Genomic DNA, 26,542 nt, shown 5'->3' with positions numbered 1-26,542 from the left:
CGCCCTCTATTCAATCAGATGTTGACATCGCCAGGCCAATAACGTATCAAATTAGGAACGACACAATTTTAAGAGAAGCTGAACCCTCATGATCCGTACTCACCGTCTACTAAGCCTACTACTTAACGCATCTTCTTTGCGCGGTATGCTGGTGGACGGAGTTCAGAGCTGATTCAGTCCCTCACTCATAACAAACCCGCGCTACTGCGCGGGTTTTTTTTTACCCGCTTAGCGTGAAATAAACACGATAAGGAACGCCCTGATGAGCCAACAAGTCATTATTTTCGATACCACGCTGCGTGATGGTGAACAAGCGCTGCAAGCCAGTCTGAGCGTAAAAGAGAAGATTCAGATAGCCATGGCGCTGGAGAGAATGGGCGTCGACGTAATGGAAGTCGGTTTCCCGGTCTCCTCTCCGGGTGATTTTGAATCGGTGCAGACCATCGCCCGTCAGATCAAAAACAGCCGCGTATGTGGCCTGGCCCGCTGCGTGGATAACGATATCGACGTCGCCGCCGAAGCGCTGCGCGTTGCCGAGGCCTTCCGTATTCACGTGTTCCTGGCTACATCCACTCTGCACATTGAATCCAAGTTGAAGCGCTCTTTCGATGAAGTGCTGGAAATGGCGGTACGCTCGGTGAAGCGCGCCCGCAATTACACCGACGACGTGGAGTTCTCTTGCGAAGACGCAGGCCGGACGCCAATCGATAATCTGTGCCGCGTAGTGGAAGCCGCCATCAACGCCGGCGCCACCACCATCAATATCCCGGACACCGTCGGCTACACCACGCCAAACCAGTTCGGCGGCATCATCACCACCCTGTATGACCGCGTACCGAACATTGATAAAGCCATTATTTCGGTCCACTGCCACGACGATCTGGGCATGGCGGTCGGCAACTCCATCGCCGCCGTGCAGGCGGGCGCTCGTCAGGTTGAAGGCACGCTGAACGGCATCGGTGAACGCGCCGGCAATACCTCGCTGGAAGAAGTGATCATGGCGATCAAAGTACGCCAGGACATCATGAACGTGCACACCAACATTAATCACCAGGAAATCTTCCGCACCAGCCAGTTGGTCAGCCAGCTGTGCAACATGCCGATTCCGGCCAACAAAGCGATCGTGGGTTCCAATGCCTTCGCCCACTCCTCCGGCATTCATCAGGACGGCGTGCTGAAGAACCGTGAAAACTACGAAATCATGTCGCCGCAGACCATAGGTCTGAAAGACGTGCAGTTGAACCTGACCTCCCGTTCCGGCCGCGCCGCGGTAAAACACCGCATGGAAGAGATGGGCTATAAGGAACAGGACTACAACCTGGACACCCTGTACACGGCGTTCCTGAAACTGGCCGACAAGAAAGGCCAGGTATTCGATTACGATCTGGAGGCTTTAGCCTTCATTAACAAGCAGCAGGAAGAGCCGGAGCATTACAGCCTGGGCTATTTCAGCGTGCAGTCCGGCACCAACATCATGGCCACCGCCTCGGTGAAACTGATCTGCGGCGATGAAGAAAAAGCCGAAGCGGCAACCGGCAACGGCCCGGTCGACGCGGTTTATCAGGCCATCAATCGCATTACCGACTACCCGACCGAATTAGTGAAGTATCAACTGACCGCCAAAGGCCAGGGCCGCGACGCTCTGGGCCAGGTTGATATCGTGGTGTCCTACAACGGCCGCCGCTTCCACGGCGTGGGTCTGGCGACCGACATCGTGGAATCCTCCGCCAAGGCGATGGTTCACGTATTGAATAATATTTGGCGCTCCCAGCAGGTAGAAAAAGAAAAACAGCGTCTGCAGCAAAGCAAACATCAAAATAATCAGGAAACGGTGTGAACATGACGAAGACTTACCATATTGCCGTCTTGCCCGGAGACGGAATCGGCCCGGAAGTAATGGCTCAGGCGCACAAAGTGTTGGACGCCGTGCGTCAGCGCTTTGATATCCGCATCACCACCAGCGAATACGACGTCGGTGGCATTGCCATCGATCGCCACGGCAGCCCGTTGCCGCAGGCCACCCTCAGCGGGTGCGAGCAGGCCGATGCGATCCTGTTCGGCTCGGTGGGCGGCCCGAAATGGGAACACCTGCCGCCGGCAGAACAGCCTGAGCGCGGTGCATTGCTGCCGTTACGCAAGCACTTCAAACTGTTCAGCAACCTGCGTCCGGCCCGCCTGTACCAAGGGTTGGAAGAATTCTGTCCGCTGCGCGCCGACATCGCCGCCCGCGGTTTTGACATCCTGTGCGTGCGTGAGTTGACCGGCGGTATCTACTTCGGCCAACCGAAAGGCCGTGAAGGCCAGGGCATGCAGGAACGCGCTTTCGATACCGAGGTGTATCACCGCTTCGAGATCGAACGCATTGCGCGCATCGCCTTTGAGTCCGCACGCAAACGCCGTAACAAAGTGACCTCTATCGATAAGGCCAACGTGCTGCAAAGCTCCATTCTGTGGCGTGAAGTGGTGAACCAGGTTGCCAAAGACTATCCGGACGTGTCGCTGTCGCATATGTATATCGACAACGCCACCATGCAGTTGATTAAAGACCCGTCTCAGTTCGACGTGTTGCTGTGCTCCAACCTGTTCGGCGATATTTTGTCCGACGAATGCGCGATGATCACCGGTTCGATGGGCATGCTGCCTTCCGCCAGCCTGAACGAACAGGGCTTTGGTCTGTATGAGCCTGCGGGCGGTTCTGCGCCGGATATCGCGGGTAAAGGCATCGCCAACCCGATCGCCCAGATCCTGTCCGCCACCCTGTTGCTGCGTTACAGCCTGGGGGCCTCTGAGGTGGCCGACGCCATTGAGCGCGCCATCAACCAGGCGCTGGAACAAGGTTACCGCACCGCCGATCTGGCCGGTGAGGGTAAAGCCATCAGCACCGATGAAATGGGTGACATCATCGCCCGCTTTGTAGCTCAGGGGGCATAACATGTCGAAAACGTTATATCAGAAATTATACGATGCCCACGTGGTGTACGAAGCGCCGAACGAAACGCCGCTGTTGTATATCGATCGCCATCTGGTGCACGAAGTCACTTCTCCGCAGGCGTTCGACGGCCTGCGCGCCATGGGCCGCAAAGTACGCCAGCCGGGCAAGACCTTTGCCACCATGGACCACAACGTGTCCACCCAGACCAAAGACATCAACGCCAGCGGCGAGATGGCCCGCATTCAGATGCAGGAACTGATCAAGAACTGCGCTGAGTTCGGCGTTTCGCTGTATGACCTGAACCACCCGTTCCAGGGCATCGTGCACGTTATCGGCCCAGAGCAGGGCATGACGCTGCCGGGCATGACCATCGTCTGTGGCGACTCCCATACCGCCACCCACGGCGCCTTCGGTTCGTTGGCGTTTGGGATCGGCACCTCGGAAGTGGAGCACGTGCTGGCGACCCAGACCCTGAAGCAGGGCCGCGCCAAGACCATGAAAATCGAAGTGACCGGCGTCGCTGCGGAAGGCATCACCGCCAAGGACATCGTACTGGCGGTAATCGGTAAAACCGGCAGTGCCGGCGGCACCGGCCACGTGGTGGAGTTCTGCGGCAAGGCGATTGAAGCGCTGAGCATGGAAGGCCGCATGACGCTGTGCAACATGGCGATCGAAATGGGCGCCAAAGCGGGCCTGGTCGCGCCGGACGACACCACCTTTGATTATCTGAAAGGCCGCCAGTTTGCGCCTACCGGCGAGAACTGGGAACAAGGCGTCGCTTACTGGCGCACGCTGAAATCCGACGACGATGCAAAATTCGACACCGTAGTAACCCTGCGCGCCGAAGACATCGCGCCACAGGTGACCTGGGGCACCAACCCTGGGCAAGTGATCGCCGTCAATCAGGCGATCCCGGCACCGGAATCCTTTAGCGATCCGGTCGAGCGCGCCTCAGCCGAGAAGGCGTTGGCCTATATGGATCTGAAGCCGGGCATTAAGCTGACTGAAGTGCCGATCGACAAAGTGTTTATCGGCTCCTGTACCAACTCGCGCATCGAAGATCTGCGCGCGGCGGCGGCGATTGCCAAAGGGCGCAAAGTCGCCAACGGCGTTCAGGCCATCGTGGTGCCGGGTTCCGGCCCGGTAAAAGCGCAGGCGGAAGCCGAAGGTCTGGACAAGATCTTTATTGAAGCCGGTTTTGAATGGCGTTTGCCGGGTTGCTCCATGTGCCTGGCGATGAACAACGACCGCCTGAATCCGGGCGAACGCTGCGCATCCACCAGCAACCGTAACTTCGAAGGGCGTCAGGGCCGCGGTGGGCGCACCCACCTGGTCAGCCCGGCAATGGCCGCTGCCGCTGCCGTTGCCGGCCATTTCGCCGATATCCGTGATATTCACTAAGGGGCACTACCGTGGCTAAATTTACTCAACATACCGGTTTAGTGGTGCCTTTGGATGCGGCCAACGTCGACACCGACGCCATTATTCCAAAACAGTTTTTGCAGAAAGTCACCCGCACGGGTTTCGGCCAGCACCTGTTCAACGACTGGCGCTTTTTGGACGACGCCGGCCAGCAACCGAACCCGGAGTTTGTGCTGAACAAGCCGCGCTACAAAGGGGCCAGCATCCTGTTGGCGCGTGAGAACTTCGGCTGCGGCTCCTCACGCGAGCATGCGCCCTGGGCGCTGACCGACTACGGCTTCAAAGTGGTGATAGCGCCAAGCTTCGCCGATATCTTCTACGGCAACTCATTCAACAACCAACTGCTGCCGGTGACACTGAGCGAACAGGACGTGGATACGCTGTTCAAGCTGGTGGCTGAAAACGAAGGTACCGAGTTTGTGGTGGATCTGGAAAATCAGACGGTGAATGCCGGTGGAAAAAGCTATCCGTTCGAGATCGACAGCTTCCGCCGCCACTGCATGATCCACGGGTTGGACAGCATCGGCCTCACGCTGCAGCATGAAGCGGACATCTCCCGCTACGAGGCACAGCAGCCGGCGTTTCTGAACTGATCACCTTCCAATACCCTAAATAATTGGAGCTGCGGCAAGGCGGCAAGTGAGTAAATCCCCTGGAGCTTGGCTAACCAAGTAACAGGGGTGCGCTTACTCAGTCAACACAGCGGCAGCTCCAAGTATGATGGGGTTACCAGTAACCCAGCCACTTCCACCACGCTCCGCCGATCAGGATCCAGATCAGCAGGTTAACCACGCTCACCACAAAGCCGGTTTTCCACCATTCTCCCAGCGTCACGTAACCGGAACCGAAGACAATAGGCGCGGTGCCGGTACCGTAATGGGTCAGCGACATCATCAGTGAAGAGGCGAACGCCAGAATCAACCCCAGCAGCGCCGGCGGTGCGCCCAATGTCATACCGGCGGCCAGGAAGGCGGCAAACATGGCGGTAACGTGAGCGGTGGCGCTGGCGAAGAAATAATGCGAATAGAGATAGATGGCGGTTAGCAAGATGGCACCGCCCACCCAGCTCATGCCCATGTGGTCGATGCCGCTGCCGACGGAGTGCGACAGCCAGTCAATCAGCCCCAGCTTGCCGAGGAAACTGGCCATCATTACCAGTGCGGAGAACCACACCACCGTATCCCAGGCCCCCTTGTGCTTCAGCACGTCCTCCCAGCTCAGCACGCCGGTCGCCAACAGCACCGCCAGGCCGATCAGCGCCGCCGTGGTCGGGTTTACCAGCCAGGCTGGGCCAAAGATCATCGCCGGAATGCCGGCCCACAGCACCAGCAGCAGGGCAAACACCCCTAAAGTGATTTTCTCCGGCAGCGTCACCGGGCCCAACTCTGTGAGTTTTTCCCGCGCAAAACGCGGTGCATCCGGGGTGCTTTTAATTTCCGGCGGGTACAACAGATAGAGCACCAGCGGTATCGCCGCCAGCGAACAGAGCCCCGGCACCAGTGCGGCAAGCGCCCACATTGACCATGACAGTTCCAGGCTGCCGCCGGTGCCTTTGGCGATCAGGCTGACGATCAGAGGGTTAGACGCGGTGGCGGTAATGAACATCGCCGAACTCACCGGGTTGATATTGTAATTCACCAGCGCCAGATAACGGCCAATCTTGCCGGAACTGTTCAGTTCCGGCCGGGATCCGAAGCTATCGGCGATCGACTTCATTATCGGATGAATAATCCCGCCGCCACGGGCGGTATTGCTCGGGGTCACCGGTGCCAAAGTGAGTTCCGCCAGCGTCAGCGCATAAGCAATGCCCAGCGTCTTTTTACCGAACAGGGAAATGAAATAGTAACCGATCCGCGAGCCCAACCCGGTTTTGTTGAGACTAAAGGAGATCATGATCGAGAAGCCAATCAGCCAAATCAGCTGATTGGAGAAGCCGCTGAGCGCATCCTCCAGCGCCGCACCCGGCTTGCCGGGATTAGTCACCCCGGTGATTGCCACCAGCGCGATGGCCACCACCGAAACGGCACCGATCGGCATCGCCTTGCCGATGATGGCTATGATGGTGCCGATAAACAGCGCCAGCAGATGCCAGGCGTTGGGCGCAACCCCTTCAGGAACCGGGATGACAAACCAAATAAGCAAAACGGCGGCAACGGCACACAGAGAGGGGACGGGTTTGAGCGGTGTTAGTTTGTCCATGGCATACCCAAATGGTCTAAACGGATCGGCATCTCAGCAGCAAGATGGGCAAGAGCGCCGCAATCGCGCTCCGGGTCCGTATAGCTTGGGGTTCTGGCGTAATGTTCTCAATGACATGCGTCAATGTTAATGACGTTAGCGTTTACGCTTCTCGTACCCGAACACTGATCCACAGCGCCACCACCGCCAAGGCCGTCGCCAGCCAGTAAACCGCATAGTGCCCCAGATTTTCCACCAGCGCGCCTTGCAGCACGCCGGCCAGGATCACCCCGGTGGAAATGCTGTTGGTAAACAAGGTCGTCGCCGCACCCGGCCGCCCGGGCATCAGATCCTGGAAATAGAGCATGCCGATACCGGCGATGATGCCGATGAATATGGCGTTGAACAGTTGCAAGACCATCAGCGCCAGCTTGAATTTAAACACCGCCAATCCGGCATAAAACAGGATGCCGGCCGCCACGGCAAACAGCATCATATTGCGCTTGCCGAAACGTTTGACGTAATAACCGGCCAGCAGCATCGCCGGGATCTCCAGCCCGGCTGCCGTGCCCATCAACAACCCCGCAAGGTTCTCCGGCAGGCCCAGATCGGCGGTGATGTACAGCGGAATATCGATGATGTACAGGGTGTTGCAAGTCCACATCAGCATAGAGGCGATGAACAACAACCGCACATCGCGGTTTCGCCAGGCGCTGGCGGACGCTATCGGGGCCGAAGGCCCACCGTCCAGCGCATCGCCCTGCTCCACCGGCGGGGCGCGCGGCACCGAAGGCAAGGTAAACCACACCAGCAAGGCACAGATCGCGAAGGTGGCGGCGGCGATCCCAAACATCCAGGTAAAGCCGTAGTTCAACGCCAGCGTGAACGCCAGAGGTGGACCTATCACCCACGCCAGCGACAGCTGCGCACGCATGACCGAGCTGAACATCACCACTTCGCGCGCCGAGCTGTCGGCATACTCCCGCGCCAGCGCGAAAATCTGCGGCATGGCGGTATTGGCAATCGCCGACATCAGCACCCCGGCGGTGATCAGCGTCAGGTAATCGCGGTTGAAGGCAAACAACAGGCTGTTGCCTACCGCCATCAGGCAACACACCAGGATCAACGTGCGCCGGTCACCGCGCGTATCCGAACGCTTGGCCAGCAGAAAACTGACGGCGATGCCGGCAATGGCGTTAACGGTGTAGAACAACCCCACCCACAGCGGCCGTACCTTGACTTCGGTGGTCAGGAACAGGCTCAGCGTCGGTGCCATCAGCGCCCCGGCGATCCCGGAAAGAAAAGCAACCAGCAGGAATGCGGCAAAGATGGGATTAAAGCGGCGCGGCAACCAGTACAGTCGTTTCATATCTTCGTCCCTGCCCCTAAAGCGGAAGACAAAACCTTAGGCTACGGTGAAAAAATTGCAAGAACATCACCGCGACCAATAATAAAAAAACCAGTGGGTATGACCCCACTGGCTGGTGAACAACACCATTACTCAGAAACATTTTTGCTACCGCAACCTCAGAGGTGCTCGCGATATTGCTTGTCCGTCATATCCTTGATATCCCACTGGGTCAGGTGAGCCAGCATCTCCAACCGGGTTTGTTCAGGCACCAGACCCAGCCAGTCGGCGTGCTGGCGGCGCACCGCGCTGAAGTAGCGCTGATAGAACTGTTTTGACAACAAAGCTTTCATCATTCGCCCTCCCCCTTTCATTGAGGAAAATTATCGGCGTAATATGGGGAAAGATAAATTGATGAGTTGATGCCGGAGCGTTCCTCTTTTATGTCTACCTCACGTTTGCAACAACAGTTCATTCGCCTGTGGCAGCGCTGCCACGGCGAGACCACCGACACCACGCTGCAAGAGTTGGCCGAAGTGCTCACTTGCTCGCGCCGTCACGTGCGTTCATTACTCGGCGCCATGCAACAGCAAGGGTGGCTGACCTGGCAGGCGGAATCGGGGCGCGGCAAGCGCTCGCGGCTGACCTTCCACTATACCGGCCTGGCCCTGCAGCAGCAGCGAGCGGAGGAACTGCTGGAGCAAGACCGCATCGATCAACTGGTGCAACTGGTCGGCGATAAAAACGTGGTACGGCAAATGCTGCTGTCCCAGCTTGGTCGCAGTTTCCGGCAAGGTAAACATATCCTGCGTGTGCTCTACTATCGCCAACTGTACAACCTGCTGCCCGGCTCGGCGTTGCGCCGTTCGGAAATTCACCTGGCCCGGCAGATTTTCAGCGGCCTGACGCGGATAAACGAGGAAAATGGGGAACTGGAGTCGGACCTGTCGCATCACTGGCAGCCGCTGACGCCTTTGCACTGGCGTTTTTATCTGCGCCCGGCGATACATTTTCATCACGGCCGCGAGCTGGAAATGGACGATGTGATTAGCTCCCTCACTCGTCTGATCCCTCAACCGCTGTTTTCGCATATCGAGAGCGTGACCTCACCGACGCCTTTCGTGATTGACGTACACCTGCACAGCCCCGATTACTGGCTGCCCTGGCTGCTGGGCAGCGTGCCTGCCATGATCCTGCCGCGCGAGTGGCAAAGCATGCCGGAGTTCTCGCGCCATCCGGTGGGCACCGGGCCGTACAGCGTGGTGCGCAACCACCGCAGCCAGATGAAAATTCACGCCTTCGATGACTATTTCGGCTATCGGGCACTGATTGATGAGGTGAATATCTGGGTGTTGCCGGAGCTCACCGAAGAGTTGGTGCATTCCGGCGTGCAGTTGCAGGCGGATGACACCGGCAACAACGAGCTGGAAAGCCGGCTGGAGGAAGGCTGCTATTTCCTGCTGTTCGATCAGCGCTCTCCTTTGGCGGCCGATCCGGCCATTCGCAGTTGGCTGTGCGAGCTGATTAATCCCATCTCGCTGCTGGGCAACGCCGGACCGGTTTATCAACGCTATTGGTCACCGGCCTATGGCATCCTGCCGCGCTGGCATCACAATCGCGCGCTGGCGCAACAACCCAAGCCGGCCGGGCTGACCGAGTTGACGCTGACCTACTACAGTGAACACTCGGAATTCCACGCCATTCAACAGGCAATTGAACCGCTGCTGGCATTGCACGGGGTGCGACTTAACGTGCAGACGGTGAGCTACGACGCCTGGCATAAAGGGGAAGCCACCAGCGATCTGTGGCTGGGTAGCGCCAACTTCTACCTGCCGCTGGAGTTCTCGCTGTTCGCCACCCTGTATGAGTTGCCATTGATGCAGCACTGCATGAATGAGGATCTCGCCGCAGATGCGGCGCTGTGGCGCGCCAATGCCCTGCCGCTGGCGGATTTTTGCCAACGGTTGGTCAAGGGTCACCAGTTACACCCGCTGTTTCATCATTGGCTGCAACTGCACGGCCAGCGCAGCATGCGCGGTGTGCGAATGAACACCCTTGGCTGGTTTGATTTTAAATCCGCCTGGTTTGCGCCGCCGGAAGCATAAGCGCCTTTCGCCGGCGCCCGTTAATCTCTACAATAGCGCCGTCTCAACGGGGTGCGAAACGGCGGCGGCGCGATGAAAACGCGGCGTGCAGGTTTTGCTGAGAACAAACCCGTCGAACCTGATCCGGTCAATACCGGCGGAGGGATTTGAGCATAGCGACCCGGTTTAATCACCTCGCCCTCAGATACCTTTGCCCCCTTATCTTTCAGGAGTGCAAAGTGGTCAAAAAAAGCCTGCCCTTATTACTGTTGTTGTGTGCCGCTTCGGCGTTTGCCAAGCCCACGTTGACGGTCTACACCTATGATTCCTTCGCGGCCGACTGGGGCCCTGGCCCGGCGGTGAAAAAAGCGTTCGAAGCGGACTGCAACTGCGAGCTGAAATTCGTCGCGCTGGAAGACGGCGTTTCGCTGCTTAACCGCCTGCGCATGGAAGGGAAAAACAGCACCGCCGACGTGGTACTGGGGCTGGACAACAACCTGCTGCAGGCCGCGCAACAAACCGGTTTATTCGCGCCAAGCCGCGTTGACGGCGCCAAACTGAGCGTGCCGGGCGGCTGGCAGGATAAAACCTTCGTGCCTTATGACTATGGCTACTTTGCCTTCGTTTACAACAAAGACAAGTTGAAGAACCCTCCAAAAAGCCTGCAGGAACTGGTCAACGGCGATCAAAACTGGAAGGTGATCTACGAAGATCCGCGCACCAGCACCCCAGGCCTGGGCCTGCTGCTGTGGATGCAGAAAGTGTTTGGCGATAACGCGCCGGAAGCCTGGCAGAAACTGGCGAAGAAAACCGTCACCGTCACCAAAGGCTGGAGTGAAGCCTACGGCCTGTTCCTGAAAGGCGAAGGCGATCTGGTGCTCAGCTATACCACCTCCCCGGCTTATCATCTGATCGAAGAGAAGAAAGACAGCTACGCCGCGGCCAACTTCAGCGAAGGCCATTATCTGCAGGTGGAAGTGGCAGGCAAACTCAAGGCCAGCAAGCAGCCTGAACTGGCGGAGCGCTTCATGCAGTTTATGATGACCCCGGCGTTCCAGAACACCATCCCAACCGGTAACTGGATGTACCCGGTGATCAAGACTCAACTGCCGGCCGGCTTTGAGCAAATGACCGTCCCCCAGACCGCGCTGCAATACAGCGCCGAAGAGGTCGCCAAACAACGCGGTAGCTGGATCCGGGCATGGCAAACCGCCGTCAGCCGCTGATCCCTCACTGGCTCTGGCCGGGGCTGCTGGCCGCCGGCCTGATCCTGACCGTCGCCGCGCTGGCGATGGGCTCGCTATGGCGACACGCGCCGGAAAGCGATTGGCGCGGCCTGTGGCAGGACAGCTACCTGTGGCACGTAGTCCGCTTTACCTTCTGGCAGGCGTTGCTGTCCGCGCTGATCTCGGTGCTGCCCGCCATCGCGCTGGCACGTGCGCTATACCGCCGCCGCTTTCCCGGCCGGCTGTTGCTGCTGCGTCTGTGCGCCATGACGCTGGTGCTGCCGGTATTGGTGGCGGTATTCGGCCTGCTCAGCGTGTATGGCCGACAGGGCTGGCTGGCATTGCTGTGCGGCTGGCTCGGCATCAACTACAGTTTTTCCCCCTATGGTCTGCAGGGCATCCTGCTGGCGCATATGTTCTTCAATCTGCCGCTGGCCGCCCGCCTGCTGCTGCAGGCGCTGGAAAACATTCCGGTCGAACAGCGCCAACTGGCGGCTCAGCTCGGCATGAACGGCTGGCAACAGTTCCGCTTCGTCGAGTGGCCGGCATTGCGCCGCCAGATCCTGCCGAGCGGCGCGCTGATCTTCATGCTCTGTTTCGCCAGCTTCGCCACCGTGCTGTCGCTGGGCGGCGGGCCGCAGGCCACCACCATAGAATTGGCGATCTACCAGGTGCTCAGCTATGACTACGATCTCAGCCGCGCCGCCCTGCTGGCGCTGATCCAGTTGGCCTGCTGTCTGGGGCTGGTAGTGTTCAGCCAGCGGCTGAGCCAGGCGCTGCCGGTCGGCAGCACCCAGGCCCACATCTGGCGCAATCCCGAAGACAGCCTGTGGCGTCGCGCCGGCGATTTTCTGTTGATCGCCGCCGCCCTGCTGCTGCTGCTGCCCCCGCTGCTGGCGGTGATTGCCTATGGCGCCAATCAGACGATGGTCAGCGTCCTGCAACAGCAGGTGCTGTGGCAAGCGCTGTTCACGTCACTGCGTATCGCCCTCGGTGCCGGCGCGTTGTGCGTGGTGTTGACCATGATGCTGCTGTGGAGCAGCCGAGAACTGAAGCTGCAACAGCGGCTGCGCTGGGGCCAAACGCTTGAACTGAGCGGCATGGTGATTCTGGCGATGCCGGGGATCGTGCTGGCCACCGGTTTCTTCCTGCTGTTGAGCGATACTGTCGGGTTGCCGCAATCGCCCTATGCGTTGGTGATCCTCACCAATGCGCTGATGGCGGTACCCTACGCCCTGAAGGTGTTGGAAAACCCGATGCGAGACCTGGCCGAGCGTTACAACCCGCTGTGCCTGTCGCTGGGTATGCACGGCTGGCAGCGGCTGCGTTGGATCGAGCTGAAAGCGCTGCGCCGCCCGCTGGCGCAGGCGCTGGCTTTCGCCTGCGTGCTGTCGATCGGCGATTTCGGCGTGGTTGCCCTGTTTGGCAACGAGCAGTTCCGCACCCTGCCTTTTTACCTGTATCAGCAGATCGGCGCCTATCGCAGCAATGACGGCGCGGTCACCGCACTGTTGCTTCTGCTGCTGTGCTTCCTGCTGTTTACCCTGATCGAACGCTTACCGGGGCGCCATGCTGACGCTTGAAAAACTGACTTATCTGTATGAACACCTGCCGATGCGCTTTGATCTGCGCATCCGGCCGGGCGAACGTGTCGCGGTGCTCGGCCCCAGCGGTGCGGGCAAAAGCACCTTGCTCAGCCTGATCGCCGGTTTCCTGCCGGCCGCCAGCGGCAAGCTGCTGCTGAACGGCAGCGACCACACCGGCACGCCGCCGGCCAAAAGGCCGGTCTCGATGCTGTTTCAGGAAAACAACCTGTTCGCCCACCTGAGGGTGGCGCAGAACATCGGATTGGGCCTTGACCCCGGGCTGAGGCTGAACGCGGACCAGCAACAACAGTTGGCGCAGATTGCCCGCCAGGTGGGGCTGGAGGAGCATCTGCAGCGCCTGCCGTCGCAGCTTTCCGGCGGCCAACGCCAGCGCGCAGCCCTGGCTCGCTGCCTGATCCGCCAGCAACCCATCCTGCTGCTCGACGAGCCTTTCTCGGCGCTCGACCCCGCGCTGCGCAATGAGATGCTGCAACTGTTGCAAGAGGTTTGCGACCAACGCAACCTGACGCTGCTGATGGTGTCGCACAACCTGGATGACGCCGCACGCATCGCGCCGCGCACCCTGTTGGTGGTCGACGGGCGTATTTATTACGACGGCTCCACGCAGGCGCTGCTGGACGGCAGCGCGCCGGAAGCTCGGGTGCTGGGCATTTCGCACAAATCGTGATCTGCAGCGCGTTTTTTATGCTGGGCAAATAAACCTGTTGTGCGAATTTTTCGCCTGTGGTTTTATAAAAACCTGACTTCTATTACTGATGATAAGGTTCCCTGTGATCGCATCCTCGCTGACTTCGACCCTACTAGTTACCGCGCTACCAGCCGCGGTGATGGTCGTCGTGCGTGTGGTGGTGGTCGTCGGCAATGCGCCGTAGGGTCCGAATCAACGCATCGATTCCCAAACCCCGCCGGCGCAAACCGGGCGGGGTTTCTTGTTTTAGCTCCCTGCCCAGAAAAGCGAACCGGCCCTGAGAAAGGATAGGAACATGGCAATTTCGGGCACGCCACATCAAGGCCAACGCTTCACCGGCGCAGAACTGATCGTTCATTTGCTGGAGCGCCAGGGCATCACTACCGTAGCCGGCATTCCCGGCGGCGCGGCACTGCCGCTGTATGACGCGCTGAGCCAAAGCACTCGCATTCACCACGTGCTGGCACGCCACGAACAGGGCGCGGGCTTTATGGCGCAGGGCATGGCACGCGCCAACGGCAAGGCGGCGGTCTGCATCGCCTCCAGCGGGCCGGGGGCGACCAACCTGGTCACCGCCATCGCCGACGCCAAACTCGATTCCATCCCGCTGGTGTGCATCACCGGCCAGGTGCCCTCTTCCATGATTGGCACCGACGCCTTCCAGGAAGTGGATACCTACGGCATCTCGATTCCCATCACCAAGCACAACCACCTGGTGCGCGACATCCGCGAACTGCCGCAGGTGATCTGCGACGCATTCCGCATCGCCGAATCCGGCCGCCCCGGCCCGGTATGGATTGACGTGCCGAAAGACGTACAAACGGCGGTGATCAGTCTGGATGAACTGCCGCCCGTCGCGGTGCCTGACGCAGCGCCGGCCTTCGAAGCCGCAGCAGTGGCGCAAGCCGCCGCAATGATCAACCAGGCCAAGCGCCCGGTGCTGTATCTGGGTGGCGGCATTATCTGCGCCGACGCTTACCAACAAGCGATTGAGCTGGCCGAACGCGCCAACCTGCCGACCACCATGACGCTGATGGCGCTGGGCGCCATGCCGGTGCAGCACCCGTTGTCACTGGGCATGCTGGGGATGCATGCGGCCCGCAGCACCAACTTTATTCTGCAGGAAGCCGATCTGCTGATCGTATTGGGCGCACGCTTTGACGATCGGGCGATTGGCAAAACCGAACAGTTCTGCCCTAACGCCAGCATCATCCACGTGGATATCGACCGCGCCGAACTGGGCAAGGTAAAGCAGGCGAATATTGCCATTCATGCCGACGTCGGCCAGGTGCTGCAACAGCTGTTGCCGCAGATTGAAGCGCAGCCGCGCAGCGAGTGGCTGGACACCGTCAACGGCCTGAAACGCGAGTTCCCGTTCAGCATGCCAAACGCCGAAGATCCGCTGAGCCACTACGGGCTGGTGCTGGCCGCCGCACGCTGCGTGAATGAAAGCGCCATCATCACCACCGACGTGGGCCAGCATCAGATGTGGGTGGCGCAAGCCTATCCGCTCAGCCGGCCGCGCCAGTGGCTGACCTCCGGCGGTCTGGGCACCATGGGCTTCGGCCTGCCGGCGGCTATCGGCGCGGCGCTGGCCGAACCGCAGCGCAAAGTGCTGTGCTTCTCCGGCGACGGCAGCCTGATGATGAACATTCAGGAAATGGCTACCGCCGTCGAGCACGATTTGGACGTGAAGATTATCCTGATGAACAATCAGGCGCTGGGGCTGGTGCATCAGCAGCAAACCCTGTTCTATCAGCAGCGCATCTTTGCCGCCGCCTACCCGAAACGCACCGACTTTATCAAGATTGCCGCCGGGTTCGGGCTGGACACCTGCGATCTGAACGCCGCAGAAGATCCGCAGGCCGCGCTGGCCGAGGCGATCCAACGCCCTGGTCCGTGCCTGATCCACGCGCTGATCGATATCAATGAAAAAGTCTTCCCGATGGTGCCGCCGGGTGCCGCCAACATCGACATGATTGGAGAATAAGCCATGTCAGAACAACACAATAATCCACAGGTGATCCTTGAGCTGGCGGTCCGCAACCATCCCGGCGTGATGTCGCACGTGTGCGGTCTGTTTGCGCGCCGCGCCTTCAACGTGGAAGGCATCCTGTGCATGCCGCTGAAAGACGGCAAACAGAGCCGCATCTGGCTATTGGTGGCAGACGATCAACGGCTGGTGCAAATGATCAGCCAGGTAGAAAAACTCGAGGATGTGCTGCAGGTGAAACGCCACAGCGAAGACGTGCGGGTGTTTGAGCAGTTGGAAGCGTTCTTCCAGTAATGTGGACAAGCACCAAAGCCTTATCCCCGATGAACTTCACGCGACAGCATTGTTCGCTGCCGCGTGAAAAACGACGGGGATATCAACCGGCCAGTACTTTCCACAACAGGTGACGATACACCGGCATCAACGGCTGTTGGTATAGGGAGTAAAAGGCGCCGAAAGCAAGCACCCAACTCAGCACGCAGGCCATCCGCAACCGCACCGGCGACAGCCAGGCGCTCAGCCGATCGGCGCTGCGCTTGCCTTCACGCCACCAACGCCAGCTCAGCCAGGCGGCCAGCCAAATCAGCACCACCACCGCAAACAGCAACCATTTGAATAACGCGCTGTTGGCGCTGGCAGGAATGTCTATCGCCACGCCGGCCAAAATACCCGGGAAGAAATAGACCGGCGGCCAGGTGATGCAACCGATAATATTAGGCAGGGCGAATTTGTACGGCGGCAGATCGAGCATCCCGGCCACCATCGGCACCAGTGGACGCGTCGGGCCGACAAAACGGCCAATCAGAATGGTCGCCATACTGTGTTGATGCAGCGCGTGCTCGGTCTTGTCCAGCGTCGCCTTGTTCTTTTTTAGAAATGACCAGCGGTGCAGCGGCCCCTTGAAGGCACGGCCGATAAAGTACGAGATCCAGTCCCCCAGCAGGCAACCGAGGATCCCCGCGCCCCAGGCGTAATAGAAATCCACCTGGCCGCTGCCGATCAGCGCGCCGATGCTGGCCATCATTACCGTGCCGGGCAGTAACAACCCAACCAGCGCCAGCGATTCCAGAAACGCGACAAACATGACAACCATCAGAGTGAAAGCCAATGACTGGGTGATCAGATGCTGCAAATAGGCTTCCATAAACCTCTACTCGTTATCAAAAGCGCGTGGGCGTGGGATTGTCCGGTGCGGCCGGAAGTGAGTCAACCGATGAATTGTATGCGTTTTTGGCAAAACCGCCCGACAATGGACAATCACTGTATAAAAACCCATACTGTAACTTATGCCTATTGCCTTTCAGTTTAGCTTCTCAGGAACCGCGTGATGTCACTCCAACAGGGTTTTCTGCTCACCCGCCACTGGCGCGATACGCCCGCAGGTACCGAGGTGGAGTTCTGGCTGGCGACCGACCACGGGCCGCAGCAACTTCGCCTGCCACCGCAGACCTCCATAGCCTTTATCCCAGCCGAACAGCGCCAGCGCGCTGAGCTGTTGCTGCGTGAAGAGCGGCAACTGGAGCTGAAACCCCTGCCGCTGACCGATTTCCATCACCGCCCGGTGCTGGGGTTGTATTGCCGCCAGCACCGTCAATTGATCAAACTGGAAAAGCTGCTGAAAGACGGCGGCGTCAATGTCTACGAAGCCGATATCCGCCCGCCGGAGCGCTACCTGATGGAACGTTTTATCACCGCCCCGGTGTGGTTCAGCGGCCGCCCCAATGGCAGCGGCCCACTGCTCGACGGCCAGATGAAACCGGCTCCGGATTACCGCCCGACGCTGAAAATGGTCTCGCTGGACATTGAAACCACCGCCCACGGCGAGCTGTATTCAATAGCGCTGGAAGGGTGCGGTCAACGCCAGGTGTACATGCTGGGGCCGGCCAACGGCGGCAATGAACCGCTGGATTTCGAGCTGGAATACTGCACCAGCCGCCCACAAATGCTGGAACGGCTGAATCAGTGGCTGGAACGGCACGATCCGGACGCCATCATCGGCTGGAACCTGGTGCAGTTCGATTTGCGCGTGCTGCAAAAACACGCCGAGCGCTACCAAATCCCTCTGCGGCTGGGCCGTGGCGGCAACCTGCTGGAATGGCGCGAACACGGCTTCAAGCAGAATCACTTTTTCGCCTCTGCCGCCGGGCGGTTGATTATCGACGGCATAGAAGCGTTGAAATCCGCCACCTGGAACTTCCCTTCTTTCAGCCTGGAATACGTAGCGCAGGCGCTGTTGGGAGAAGGCAAATCCATCGATAACCCCTACCAGCGGATGGCGGAAATCGATCGGCGCTTCGCCGAAGACAAACCGGCGCTGGCGCGCTACAACCTGAAGGACTGCGAGTTGGTCACGCAGATTTTCGCCAAAACCGAGCTGTTGACCTTCTTGCTGGAGCGCGCGACCGTCACCGGGCTGGCGGCGGACCGCAGCGGCGGTTCGGTGGCCGCGTTCAGTAACCTGTATATGCCGCGCATGCACCGGCTGGGTTTTGTGGCGCCCAACCTCGGCGAGCAGCCGGAGGAACACAGCCCCGGCGGCTTTGTCATGGATTCCCAACCCGGCCTGTATGACTCGGTGCTGGTGCTGGATTACAAAAGCCTGTACCCGTCGATCATCCGCACCTTCCTGATCGATCCGGTCGGGCTGGTGGAGGGCATGCAGCACCCGGGCGATGCCGATTCGGTACCCGGTTTTCGCCACGCGCGTTTCTCGCGCGGCAAACACTGCCTGCCGGCGATCGTCGAACAGATCTGGCAAGGGCGCGAGGCGGCAAAACGCCAACAGAACAAGCCGTTATCCCAGGCCTTAAAAATCATCATGAACGCGCTGTACGGCGTGTTGGGATCGAGCGGCTGCCGCTTTTTCGATCCCCGCCTGGCGTCGTCGATCACCCTGCGCGGCCATGAGATCATGCGCCAGACGCGCGAACTGATCGAGGCACAGGGCTATCAGGTGATCTACGGCGACACCGATTCCACCTTCGTCTGGCTCAGGCAACCGCACGGCGAACAGCAGGCGGCGCAGATTGGCAGGGCGTTGGTGCAACAGGTTAACCAATGGTGGCAGCAACACCTTCAGCAGCAATTCGGGCTGGAGAATGCGCTGGAACTGGAGTTTGAAACCCATTATTCACGCTTCCTGATGCCCACCATCCGCGGCGCAGAGCAAGGCAGTAAAAAGCGTTATGCCGGGTTGATCGCCAAAGCCGACGGCAGCGAAGAAATGGTCTATAAAGGGCTGGAAACGGTGCGTACCGACTGGACGCCCCTGGCGCAACAGTTCCAGCAGTTGCTGTACCAGCGCATATTCAAACAGCAGCCGTATCAGGATTTTGTGCGTGAATACGTCAGCAAAACGCTTAACGGCGACTTTGACGATCGGCTGGTCTACCGCAAGCGCCTGCGCAGGAAACTCGACGAGTATCAGCGCAACGTGCCGCCGCACGTCCGCGCAGCACGTATCGCCGACGACTATAATCGTCAACAGGGTCGACCGCTGCAATACCAGAGCGGCGGTTGGATCAGCTACGTCATGACCGTGGCCGGGCCGGAACCCCTGGAGACCCAGCAATCGGCAATAGATTACCAGCATTATCTGGACCGCCAGTTGCAACCGGTGGCAGACGCTATACTCCCTTTTCTGCATGACGATTTTACCACGCTGGTCACCGGGCAGATGGGGCTATTCTGACATTGCGCCCGCCATGCGGGCTTTGGCGAAGGGTTAAGAAAAATCATCGGGTTTTGCAGGTGACGAACGCGCCGCCTTCCATTACCATAGCGCCCTTCCCAAATTCTGAACCACGCTGCGCCCATGCCGTCTCGCGACGCCCGCATGGCGTGAACAGCTATTGCCCGTCAAATTAAAATAAACCGGGATTAGCAAACGTTTGATACAGGTGCCGCGGCCCTTCCCGCCCGGTAACAAGACTTACTTAAAAAGAATCGAGCCAACAACATATGCCTTTTACACTTGGTCAACGCTGGATCAGCGATACGGAAAGCGAATTAGGTCTGGGAACCGTCGTGGCGCTGGATGTGCGCATGGTTACCCTGCTTTTCCCCGCCACCGGTGAAAACCGCCTCTATGCCAGAAGTGACTCGCCAATCACCCGCGTGATGTTCAATCCGGGCGACACCATCAGTAACCACGAAGGATGGGAGCTGCAGGTAGAAGAAGTCAAAGAGGATAACGGCCTGCTGACCTATATCGGTACCCGCCTGGACACCCAGGAAAGCGGAGTGGCGATGCGCGAAGTGCTGTTGGACAGCAAGCTGACCTTCAGCAAGCCGCAGGACCGTCTGTTTGCCGGCCAGATCGACCGTATGGATCGCTTCGCCCTGCGTTATCGCGCGCGTAAATACCAAAGCGAGCAGTATCGCCTGCCGTTCGCCGGCCTGCGCGGCATGCGTGCCAGCCTGATCCCCCACCAGTTGCACATCGCTTATGAAGTCGGACAGCGCCATGCGCCGCGCGTACTGCTGGCGGATGAAGTCGGTCTGGGGAAAACCATCGAAGCCGGGATGATCATCCATCAGCAACTGCTGGCGGGCCGCGCCGAGCGCGTACTGATCGTGGTGCCGGAAACGCTCCAGCACCAGTGGCTGGTCGAAATGATGCGCCGCTTCAACCTGTATTTCTCGCTGTTCGACGATAGCCGTTACTCGGAAGCCAAACTCGACAGCAGCAATCCGTTTGAAACCGAACAACTGGTGATCTGCTCGCTGGACTTCGTGCGCCGCAACAAGCAGCGCCTGGAAGAGCTGGCGGACGCCCAGTGGGATCTGCTGGTGGTCGATGAAGCCCACCACCTGGCCTGGAGCGAAGAAGCGCCAAGCCGCGAATACCAGGTCATCGAACAGTTGGCGGAACACATCCCCGGCGTACTGCTGCTGACCGCAACCCCGGAGCAGCTTGGCCAGCAAAGCCACTTCGCCCGTCTGCGCCTGCTGGATCCGAGCCGTTTCCACGATTACCAAGAATTCGTCAGCGAACAGCAAAAATACCGCCCGGTCGCCGATGCCGTTACCCTGCTGCTGAGCGGCGAACGCTTGGCCGATGACAAGCTGAACATGCTGGGCGAACTGATCGACGAGCAGGACATCGAACCGCTGCTGAAGGCCGCCAATAGCGACGCCGAGGGCGCCGAGCAGGCGCGCCAGGAGCTGGTCACCATGCTGATGGACCGCCACGGCACCAGCCGCGTGCTGTTCCGCAACACCCGCAACGGCGTCAAAGGCTTCCCGCACCGCAATCTGCACCAGATCAAGCTGCAACTGCCGACCCAGTACCAGACCGCAATCAAAGTGTCCGGCATCATGGGGGCGAAGAAAACGATTGAAGCGCGCGCGCGCGATATGCTGTACCCGGAGCAAATCTATCAGGAGTTCGAAGGCGAGAACGCCACCTGGTGGAACTTTGATCCGCGCGTGGAGTGGCTGCTGGACTACCTGGTAGCCAACCGCGATAAGAAAGTGCTGGTGATCTGCGCCAAGGCCGACACCGCGCTGCAACTGGAACAGGTGCTGCGTGAGCGCGAAGCGATCCGCGCTGCGGTGTTCCACGAAGGGCTGTCGATTATCGAACGTGACCGCGCCGCCGCCTACTTCGCCTCAGAAGAAGACGGCGCTCAGGTGTTGTTGTGCTCGGAGATCGGTTCCGAAGGCCGCAACTTCCAGTTCGCCAGCCACCTGGTGATGTTTGATCTGCCGTTCAACCCGGATCTGCTGGAGCAGCGTATCGGCCGTCTGGACCGTATCGGCCAGATGCATGAAATTGAAATCATGGTGCCGTACCTGGAAAACACCGCTCAGGCGGTGCTGGTACGTTGGTTCCATGAAGGTCTGGACGCCTTTGAGCACACCTGCCCGACCGGCCGCACCATTTATGACAGCGGCTACGAGCAGTTGATCGGCTTCCTGGCTGCGCCGACCGAGCATGAAGGGCTGGACGAATTCATTCACGCCTGCCGCCAACAGCACGATCACCTCAAAGCGCAACTGGAGCAGGGCCGCGATCGCCTGCTGGAAATGCACTCCAACGGCGGCGAGAAAGCTCAGGCACTGGCGGAGGCCATCGCCAATCAGGACAACGACGTCAATCTGGTGGGCTTTGCGCTTAACCTGTTCGACATCGTCGGCATCAACCAGGACGATCGCAGCGACAACCTGATTGTGCTGACGCCGTCCGATCACATGCTGGTACCGGACTTCCCTGGCCTGCCGCAAGACGGCTGCACCGTCACCTTCGATCGCGAACAGGCGCTGTCGCGTGAAGACGCGCAGTTCGTCAGTTGGGAACACCCGATCATCCGTAACGGCCTGGACCTGATCCTGTCCGGCGATACCGGCAGCTGTGCGGTGTCCCTGTTGAAAAACAAGGCGCTGCCGGTCGGCACCTTGCTGGTCGAACTGGTGTACGTGGTGGAGGCTCAGGCGCCGAAACACCTGCAACTGACCCGCTTCCTGCCACCGACGCCAATCCGCATGCTGATGGACCGCAAAGGCACCAACCTGGCGGCGCAGGTCGAATTCGAAAGCTTCAACCGTCAGTTGAACGCGGTCAACCGCCATACCTCCAGCAAATTGGTCAACGCCGTACAGCAGGACGTACACGCCATGCTGCAACAGGCGGAAAGCCTGGTTGAAGACCAGGCGCGCGCGCTGATTGAACAGGCGAAGCAGGAAGCGGACGACAAGCTGAGCACCGAACTGGCGCGTCTGGAAGCGCTGAAGGCGGTTAACCCGAACATCCGTGATGACGAAGTGGAAGCGCTGGAGTTCAACCGTAAACAGGTACTGGTCAACCTGAATGAAGCGGGATGGCGTCTGGACGCTATCCGTCTGGTGGTGGTCACTCACCAGTAACCTGCGGCACGGGGAACTCCGGTTCCCTGTGCGGTCACTTTCAGCGGAGCCAAGATGGAACCCTACAATCCCCCTCAGGACCCGATGCATATTCTGTATCAGGATGAGCACATTATCGTGGTCAACAAGGCCAGCGGCCTGCTGTCGGTGCCCGGCCGCGCGCCGGAAAACAAAGACAGCCTGATGACGCGCATTCAGGCGGACTTTCCGGCGGCCGAATCGGTACATCGCCTGGACATGGCGACCAGCGGAGTGATTGTGGTGGCGCTGAACAAGGCCGCAGAGCGTGAACTCAAGCGTCAGTTCCGCGAGCGCGAGCCGAAGAAATCCTATATCGCCCGCGTGTGGGGCCATCTGGAGCACGATGAAGGGCTGGTGGATTTACCGCTGATTTGCGACTGGCCGAACCGGCCGCTGCAGAAGGTGTGTTTCGAAACCGGCAAAGCGGCGCAAACCGAGTATCTGGTGATGTCGCGCGATGCCGATGGCAGTACACGGGTAAAACTGACGCCGATCACCGGCCGCTCTCACCAGTTGCGAGTGCATATGCTGGCGCTGGGCCACCCGATCCTCGGCGATGGGTTCTATGCGCATCCCGAAGCCAAGGCAATGGCGCCGCGTTTGCAACTGCATGCGCAGGAACTGCGCATCACCCACCCGGCATTCCTGACGCCGATGCATTTCCGCGCCGAACCGGATTTCTGAATCGCATTTAAAACGGGCCCAGCATGCTGAGCCCTTTTTCTTATTTGAAGCCTTTCTCGCGCTTGATCAGGTCATACGCCGCCTGAATCTCCTGCGCTTTCTGCTTGGCCATTTCCATCATTTCCGGCGGTAAACCTTTCGCTACCAGTTTATCCGGATGGTGTTCGCTCATCAGCTTGCGGTAGGCGCGCTTGATGGTGGTGGCATCGTCACTGCTGCTGACGCCCAGCACTTTGCAGGCATCCTCCAGCGTCGGTCCGCGTTGCGCTTGCTGATAGCCGCCCTGCTGCCCGCCGCCAAACTGGCGCCCGCCTTCCATCATGCTGAGGAACTGATCGAACTGCGCGCGTGAAATGCCCAGTTCTTCAGCGATCACATACAGTACCTGACGTTCGTTCGGATGCAGAGAGCCGTCGGCAAACGCCGCCTGGATTTGAATTTCCAGAAACATCCGAATCAGGTCAAAACGCCCGAAACAGATACTGCGGAACTGCTGCAGCGTCTCTCTCAGCGGGAACTGGCTCTGTTTGCCTTCGCGAAACGCCTGCTGCGCCGCCGTACGGGCTTCCCCGTGCAGTTGCAGACGATCCATAAACAGGCTGGCGATCTGAATATCCGCCTCGGTAACGCGCCCTTTTGATTTGGTCAGGTGACCCATCACCTGAAAAGTGGTGCGGAAAAACAGCGTTTGCCGCGTTTGCTGATCGGCGAAAAAGCCCCGGCTGCGCTTGTTGCTGCGCGCAGTGTCGATCATATGACCGACAATCAGCCCCAAAACTACACCCCAGAATCCCGCGCCAGACCAAATGGCAACGATGACCCCGAGCAGTTTTCCCCAATACTGCATATACTCCTCAATTATCATGCCGAAAGCCGCCGTCTCCCTTGTGTCTTAGATAAGGGTTAAGGCGATTTTTCCCAGGATTTGGATTATCATACCTGTCATTTATCTTTGCGCCTAACGACGACGCAAGTAAACGGCAGGATTTAACACTAGCGCAACGCAGATGAGTGATATAGTCTCTGACCGTTTGCCGGACATGACGCCTCTGATGACGGAACACCAAAACCGCGTATGAAAAAAAGTTTCCCAACACTGCTGGCCACAATGATTTGGACGGCACTCTACAGTCAGCACGCGCTGGCTGATCTGGCCGAGCAATGCATGCTTGGCGTTCCTGTTTATGACAAACCGCTGGTCAGCGGCGATCCGAACAGCCTGCCTGTCACTATCAATGCGGATGACTCTAAAGCAGACTATCCGAAAAGCGCCCTGTTCACCGGCAACGTGAATATTGAACAAGGCAACAGCACCCTGACCGCCAAGCAAGTGGAACTGAACCAGACGCAAACTCCGGGGCAGGCCGAACCGGTGCGCACCGTGACTGCGACCGGCGACGTGCACTACAGCGACAATCAGATCAAACTGAAAGGCCCGAAAGCCTGGTCAAATCTGAACAACAAAGATACCGACGTCTATGAAGGCGACTACCAAATGGTAGGCCGTCAGGGGCGTGGCGACGCCGATAAAATGAAGATGCGCGGCGCCAACCGTTACACCATTCTGGAAAACGGTACCTTTACCTCTTGTTTGCCTGGCGACAACAGCTGGAGCGTCGTCGGTTCTGAAGTGATCCACGACCGCGAAGAGCAGGTGGCCGAAGTCTGGAACGCCCGCTTCAAAATCGGTGGCGTACCGGTGTTTTACAGCCCGTACCTGCAATTGCCGGTCGGCGATAAACGCCGTTCCGGTTTCCTGATCCCGAATGCAAAATACGGCAGCAGCAATGGCTTTGAGTTCATGTTGCCGTATTACTGGAACATTGCGCCTAACTTCGACGCCACCATCACACCGCACTACATGTCCAAGCGTGGCCTGCAATGGCAGAACGAATTCCGCTATCTGGTGCAACCCGGCCTGGGCCTGATGGAGTTCGACTGGTTGCCGGACGACAAGGAATACAGCAAGGATAACCCTGACGACAGCACCCGTTGGTTGTTCTTCTGGAAACACAACGGCGTGATGGATCAGGTGTGGCGTTTCAACGTCGACTACACCAAAGTCAGCGACTCCAAATACTTTACCGATCTGGACTCGACATACGGCTCAACCACCGACGGTTACGCAACGCAGAAATTCAGCGTCGGCTATGCCATCGACAACTGGGATGCCACCTTAAGCTCCAAGCAGTTCCAGATCTATGACGACACCGACCGCAGCCAATCGGATTCGTACAAGGTTCAGCCGCAGCTGGACCTGAACTACTATAAAAACGATCTCGGTCCGTTCGATTTACGCATTTACGGCCAGGCGGCCAAGTTCACCAGCGTTAACCCCTACAGCCCGGATGCGACCCGTTTGCACCTGGAGCCGACGCTCAATCTGCCGTTGACCAACGGTTGGGCCAGCCTGAACACCGAAGCCAAACTGCTGGCCACCCATTATCAGCAGGATATTCCTGACGGCTTTGCCAACAACTACAAGAGCCGTACCGGCAACGACGCGCCAGACCTGCAAGACTCGGTCAACCGTGTGCTACCGCAGTTCAAGGTCGACGGCAAGCTGGTGTTCGAACGCCCGATGATCTGGACAGAAGGCGCTACCCAGACCCTCGAACCGCGCTTCCAGTACCTGTACGTGCCTTATCGCGACCAAAGCAACATCTACACCTACGACACCACGCTGCTGCAGACCGACTACTCCGGCCTGTTCCGCGACCGCGCATACAGCGGCCTGGATCGCATCGCCTCGCAGAACCGTGTATCCACCGGTTTAACCACGCGAATTTATGATGACGCGCTGGTTGAACGTTTTAACGCTTCCGTGGGTCAAATCTACTACTTCAGCCGTTCGCGTACCGGCGACCAGACGACGAACTACGACAACAACGATAATACCGGCAGCCTGGCTTGGGCTGGCGATACCTATTGGAAGATTGACGATCGTTGGGGACTCCGTGGCGGGCTGCAGTATGATACGCGCCTGAACAGCATCTCATTGGGCAACGGCGTGCTGGAGTACCGCCAGGACGCAGAACGCGTTCTGCAGTTGAACTACCGCTACGCAACGCCGGAATATATCCAGACGGCGCTGAACACCAGGCAGGTTCCAGCTTATCAGGACGGGATCTCTCAGGTGGGCGTAACCGGCAGTTGGCCGATTGTCGATCGCTGGTCAATCGTGGGCGCTTATTACTACGACACCCGCGCGCAACAGTCCGCCGATCAGTTGCTCGGTCTGAAGTACAACACCTGCTGCTGGGCGGTGACTCTGGGCTATGAACGCAAGATCACCGACTGGAACAACAGCAACCAAAGCAGCGTTTATGACAACAAAGTTTCATTCAATATCGAACTGCGTGGCCTGAGCAGCGATCACAGCCTGGGCTCCGCGGAAATGCTGCGTTCCGGCATTCTGCCTTACCAGCGTGCGTTTTGATACTTTGTAACACTTTGAAAACGACAACTTTCACCCGCATTTGCGGATTACAG

At 58.9% G+C, this 26,542-nt stretch carries 20 protein-coding genes and 1 riboswitch; of the genes, 15 read left to right on the top strand and 5 right to left on the bottom strand.

Annotated elements, in window-relative coordinates; translation table 11 throughout:
* Window positions 1-262: 262 nt before the first annotated feature.
* The 4 genes from leuA to leuD are packed head-to-tail and all read left to right on the top strand — an operon-like array spanning window position 263 to window position 4,947.
* Complete coding sequence (gene leuA, locus ACTJJ1_RS12760; RefSeq protein ID WP_440833938.1) at window positions 263-1,837, top strand: 2-isopropylmalate synthase; 1,575 nt, start codon at window positions 263-265, stop codon at window positions 1,835-1,837.
* Between the two features lie 2 nt (window positions 1,838-1,839).
* Complete coding sequence (leuB, locus tag ACTJJ1_RS12755; protein WP_440833936.1) at window positions 1,840-2,931, top strand: 3-isopropylmalate dehydrogenase; 1,092 nt, start codon at window positions 1,840-1,842, stop codon at window positions 2,929-2,931.
* 1 nt (window position 2,932) lies between these two features.
* The gene (leuC, locus tag ACTJJ1_RS12750) at window positions 2,933-4,333 is read left to right on the top strand and encodes a 3-isopropylmalate dehydratase large subunit (protein WP_004950109.1); all 1,401 of its coding nucleotides are present in this window, start codon (window positions 2,933-2,935) and stop codon (window positions 4,331-4,333) included.
* An 11-nt stretch (window positions 4,334-4,344) separates the two neighbouring features.
* The gene (leuD, locus tag ACTJJ1_RS12745; protein ID WP_004950106.1) at window positions 4,345-4,947 is read left to right on the top strand and encodes a 3-isopropylmalate dehydratase small subunit; all 603 of its coding nucleotides are present in this window, start codon (window positions 4,345-4,347) and stop codon (window positions 4,945-4,947) included.
* A gap of 133 nt (window positions 4,948-5,080) precedes the next feature.
* On the opposite strand, the gene ACTJJ1_RS12740 is transcribed toward leuD, so the two are convergent.
* From ACTJJ1_RS12740 to sgrT, 3 genes are all read right to left on the bottom strand, one after another.
* On the bottom strand, window positions 5,081-6,553 hold the full coding sequence (locus tag ACTJJ1_RS12740; protein ID WP_006323576.1) for a DASS family sodium-coupled anion symporter: 1,473 nt from the start codon (window positions 6,551-6,553) through the stop codon (window positions 5,081-5,083).
* Window positions 6,554-6,695: 142 nt separating this feature from the next.
* Window positions 6,696-7,901 (bottom strand): MFS transporter, encoded by a 1,206-nt coding sequence (locus ACTJJ1_RS12735; protein ID WP_440833933.1) that lies wholly within the window; start codon window positions 7,899-7,901, stop codon window positions 6,696-6,698.
* A gap of 158 nt (window positions 7,902-8,059) precedes the next feature.
* Window positions 8,060-8,236 (bottom strand): glucose uptake inhibitor SgrT, encoded by a 177-nt coding sequence (gene sgrT, locus ACTJJ1_RS12730; RefSeq protein WP_004950100.1) that lies wholly within the window; start codon window positions 8,234-8,236, stop codon window positions 8,060-8,062.
* 87 nt (window positions 8,237-8,323) lie between these two features.
* Between sgrT and sgrR the strand changes: the two genes are divergently transcribed.
* From sgrR to ilvN, 7 genes are all read left to right on the top strand, one after another.
* Entirely contained in the window at window positions 8,324-9,985 is a 1,662-nt protein-coding gene (sgrR, locus tag ACTJJ1_RS12725; RefSeq protein ID WP_004950098.1) for an HTH-type transcriptional regulator SgrR, read from the top strand.
* Between the two features lie 37 nt (window positions 9,986-10,022).
* A riboswitch (TPP riboswitch) is annotated at window positions 10,023-10,148 on the top strand.
* A gap of 55 nt (window positions 10,149-10,203) precedes the next feature.
* Complete coding sequence (thiB, locus tag ACTJJ1_RS12720; RefSeq protein ID WP_440833930.1) at window positions 10,204-11,190, top strand: thiamine ABC transporter substrate binding subunit; 987 nt, start codon at window positions 10,204-10,206, stop codon at window positions 11,188-11,190.
* A complete protein-coding gene (thiP, locus tag ACTJJ1_RS12715; RefSeq protein WP_440833928.1) occupies window positions 11,166-12,773 on the top strand; it encodes a thiamine/thiamine pyrophosphate ABC transporter permease ThiP in 1,608 nt (535 codons plus the stop codon). The genes thiB and thiP overlap by 25 nt, the downstream gene beginning before the upstream one ends.
* Window positions 12,760-13,464, top strand: coding sequence for a thiamine ABC transporter ATP-binding protein ThiQ (gene thiQ, locus ACTJJ1_RS12710; protein WP_440833926.1), 705 nt, complete (start codon window positions 12,760-12,762; stop codon window positions 13,462-13,464). Before thiP ends, thiQ begins: the two co-directional genes overlap by 14 nt.
* Before the next feature lie 88 nt (window positions 13,465-13,552).
* Window positions 13,553-13,669 carry an ilvB operon leader peptide IvbL gene (ivbL, locus tag ACTJJ1_RS12705; protein ID WP_208295193.1) on the top strand — a complete coding sequence of 39 codons (117 nt, stop codon included), beginning with the start codon at window positions 13,553-13,555 and terminating at the stop codon, window positions 13,667-13,669.
* A gap of 111 nt (window positions 13,670-13,780) precedes the next feature.
* Window positions 13,781-15,475 (top strand): acetolactate synthase large subunit, encoded by a 1,695-nt coding sequence (gene ilvB, locus ACTJJ1_RS12700; RefSeq protein WP_440833924.1) that lies wholly within the window; start codon window positions 13,781-13,783, stop codon window positions 15,473-15,475.
* 3 nt (window positions 15,476-15,478) lie between these two features.
* Entirely contained in the window at window positions 15,479-15,772 is a 294-nt protein-coding gene (ilvN, locus tag ACTJJ1_RS12695; RefSeq protein WP_004950087.1) for an acetolactate synthase small subunit, read from the top strand.
* Window positions 15,773-15,854: 82 nt separating this feature from the next.
* Here the strand turns inward: ilvN and ACTJJ1_RS12690 are convergent, their stop codons facing one another.
* Entirely contained in the window at window positions 15,855-16,622 is a 768-nt protein-coding gene (locus ACTJJ1_RS12690) for a DedA family protein (protein WP_004950086.1), read from the bottom strand.
* Between the two features lie 183 nt (window positions 16,623-16,805).
* Between ACTJJ1_RS12690 and ACTJJ1_RS12685 the strand changes: the two genes are divergently transcribed.
* From ACTJJ1_RS12685 to rluA, 3 genes are all read left to right on the top strand, one after another.
* The gene (locus tag ACTJJ1_RS12685; RefSeq protein WP_440833921.1) at window positions 16,806-19,169 is read left to right on the top strand and encodes a DNA polymerase II; all 2,364 of its coding nucleotides are present in this window, start codon (window positions 16,806-16,808) and stop codon (window positions 19,167-19,169) included.
* Window positions 19,170-19,438: 269 nt separating this feature from the next.
* A complete protein-coding gene (gene rapA / locus ACTJJ1_RS12680) occupies window positions 19,439-22,345 on the top strand; it encodes an RNA polymerase-associated protein RapA (RefSeq protein WP_004950083.1) in 2,907 nt (968 codons plus the stop codon).
* Between the two features lie 54 nt (window positions 22,346-22,399).
* Window positions 22,400-23,050 carry a bifunctional tRNA pseudouridine(32) synthase/23S rRNA pseudouridine(746) synthase RluA gene (gene rluA, locus ACTJJ1_RS12675; protein WP_004950082.1) on the top strand — a complete coding sequence of 217 codons (651 nt, stop codon included), beginning with the start codon at window positions 22,400-22,402 and terminating at the stop codon, window positions 23,048-23,050.
* A gap of 40 nt (window positions 23,051-23,090) precedes the next feature.
* Here rluA and djlA read toward each other — a convergent pair whose 3' ends face one another.
* The gene (djlA, locus tag ACTJJ1_RS12670) at window positions 23,091-23,897 is read right to left on the bottom strand and encodes a co-chaperone DjlA (protein WP_004950081.1); all 807 of its coding nucleotides are present in this window, start codon (window positions 23,895-23,897) and stop codon (window positions 23,091-23,093) included.
* Between the two features lie 228 nt (window positions 23,898-24,125).
* On the opposite strand from djlA, the gene lptD reads away from it, so the two are divergent.
* Window positions 24,126-26,489: an LPS assembly protein LptD gene (lptD, locus tag ACTJJ1_RS12665; protein WP_004950080.1), complete on the top strand. Its 2,364-nt coding sequence runs from the start codon at window positions 24,126-24,128 to the stop codon at window positions 26,487-26,489.
* The last annotated feature ends 53 nt before the right edge of the window (window positions 26,490-26,542 follow it).

The organism is Serratia sp. 22264, from assembly GCF_052045345.1.
Taxonomy (GTDB): domain Bacteria; phylum Pseudomonadota; class Gammaproteobacteria; order Enterobacterales; family Enterobacteriaceae; genus Serratia; species Serratia plymuthica.
Note: the sequence above shows the minus strand (reverse complement) of the source record. Positions and strands in the feature narration are given on the sequence as shown.

Coding starts and splice junctions, on each gene's coding strand:
- ACTJJ1_RS12740 (WP_006323576.1), bottom strand. CDS start 6,553: ATGGACAAACTAACACCGCTCAAACCCGTCCCCTCTCTGTGTGCCGTT.
- djlA (WP_004950081.1), bottom strand. CDS start 23,897: ATGCAGTATTGGGGAAAACTGCTCGGGGTCATCGTTGCCATTTGGTCT.
- lptD (WP_004950080.1), top strand. CDS start 24,126: ATGAAAAAAAGTTTCCCAACACTGCTGGCCACAATGATTTGGACGGCA.
- ilvN (WP_004950087.1), top strand. CDS start 15,479: ATGTCAGAACAACACAATAATCCACAGGTGATCCTTGAGCTGGCGGTC.
- ilvB (WP_440833924.1), top strand. CDS start 13,781: ATGGCAATTTCGGGCACGCCACATCAAGGCCAACGCTTCACCGGCGCA.
- ACTJJ1_RS12735 (WP_440833933.1), bottom strand. CDS start 7,901: ATGAAACGACTGTACTGGTTGCCGCGCCGCTTTAATCCCATCTTTGCC.
- leuA (WP_440833938.1), top strand. CDS start 263: ATGAGCCAACAAGTCATTATTTTCGATACCACGCTGCGTGATGGTGAA.
- ivbL (WP_208295193.1), top strand. CDS start 13,553: ATGATAAGGTTCCCTGTGATCGCATCCTCGCTGACTTCGACCCTACTA.
- thiQ (WP_440833926.1), top strand. CDS start 12,760: ATGCTGACGCTTGAAAAACTGACTTATCTGTATGAACACCTGCCGATG.
- ACTJJ1_RS12685 (WP_440833921.1), top strand. CDS start 16,806: ATGTCACTCCAACAGGGTTTTCTGCTCACCCGCCACTGGCGCGATACG.
- rapA (WP_004950083.1), top strand. CDS start 19,439: ATGCCTTTTACACTTGGTCAACGCTGGATCAGCGATACGGAAAGCGAA.
- thiP (WP_440833928.1), top strand. CDS start 11,166: ATGGCAAACCGCCGTCAGCCGCTGATCCCTCACTGGCTCTGGCCGGGG.
- leuC (WP_004950109.1), top strand. CDS start 2,933: ATGTCGAAAACGTTATATCAGAAATTATACGATGCCCACGTGGTGTAC.
- sgrR (WP_004950098.1), top strand. CDS start 8,324: ATGTCTACCTCACGTTTGCAACAACAGTTCATTCGCCTGTGGCAGCGC.
- rluA (WP_004950082.1), top strand. CDS start 22,400: ATGGAACCCTACAATCCCCCTCAGGACCCGATGCATATTCTGTATCAG.
- ACTJJ1_RS12690 (WP_004950086.1), bottom strand. CDS start 16,622: ATGGAAGCCTATTTGCAGCATCTGATCACCCAGTCATTGGCTTTCACT.
- leuB (WP_440833936.1), top strand. CDS start 1,840: ATGACGAAGACTTACCATATTGCCGTCTTGCCCGGAGACGGAATCGGC.
- sgrT (WP_004950100.1), bottom strand. CDS start 8,236: ATGATGAAAGCTTTGTTGTCAAAACAGTTCTATCAGCGCTACTTCAGC.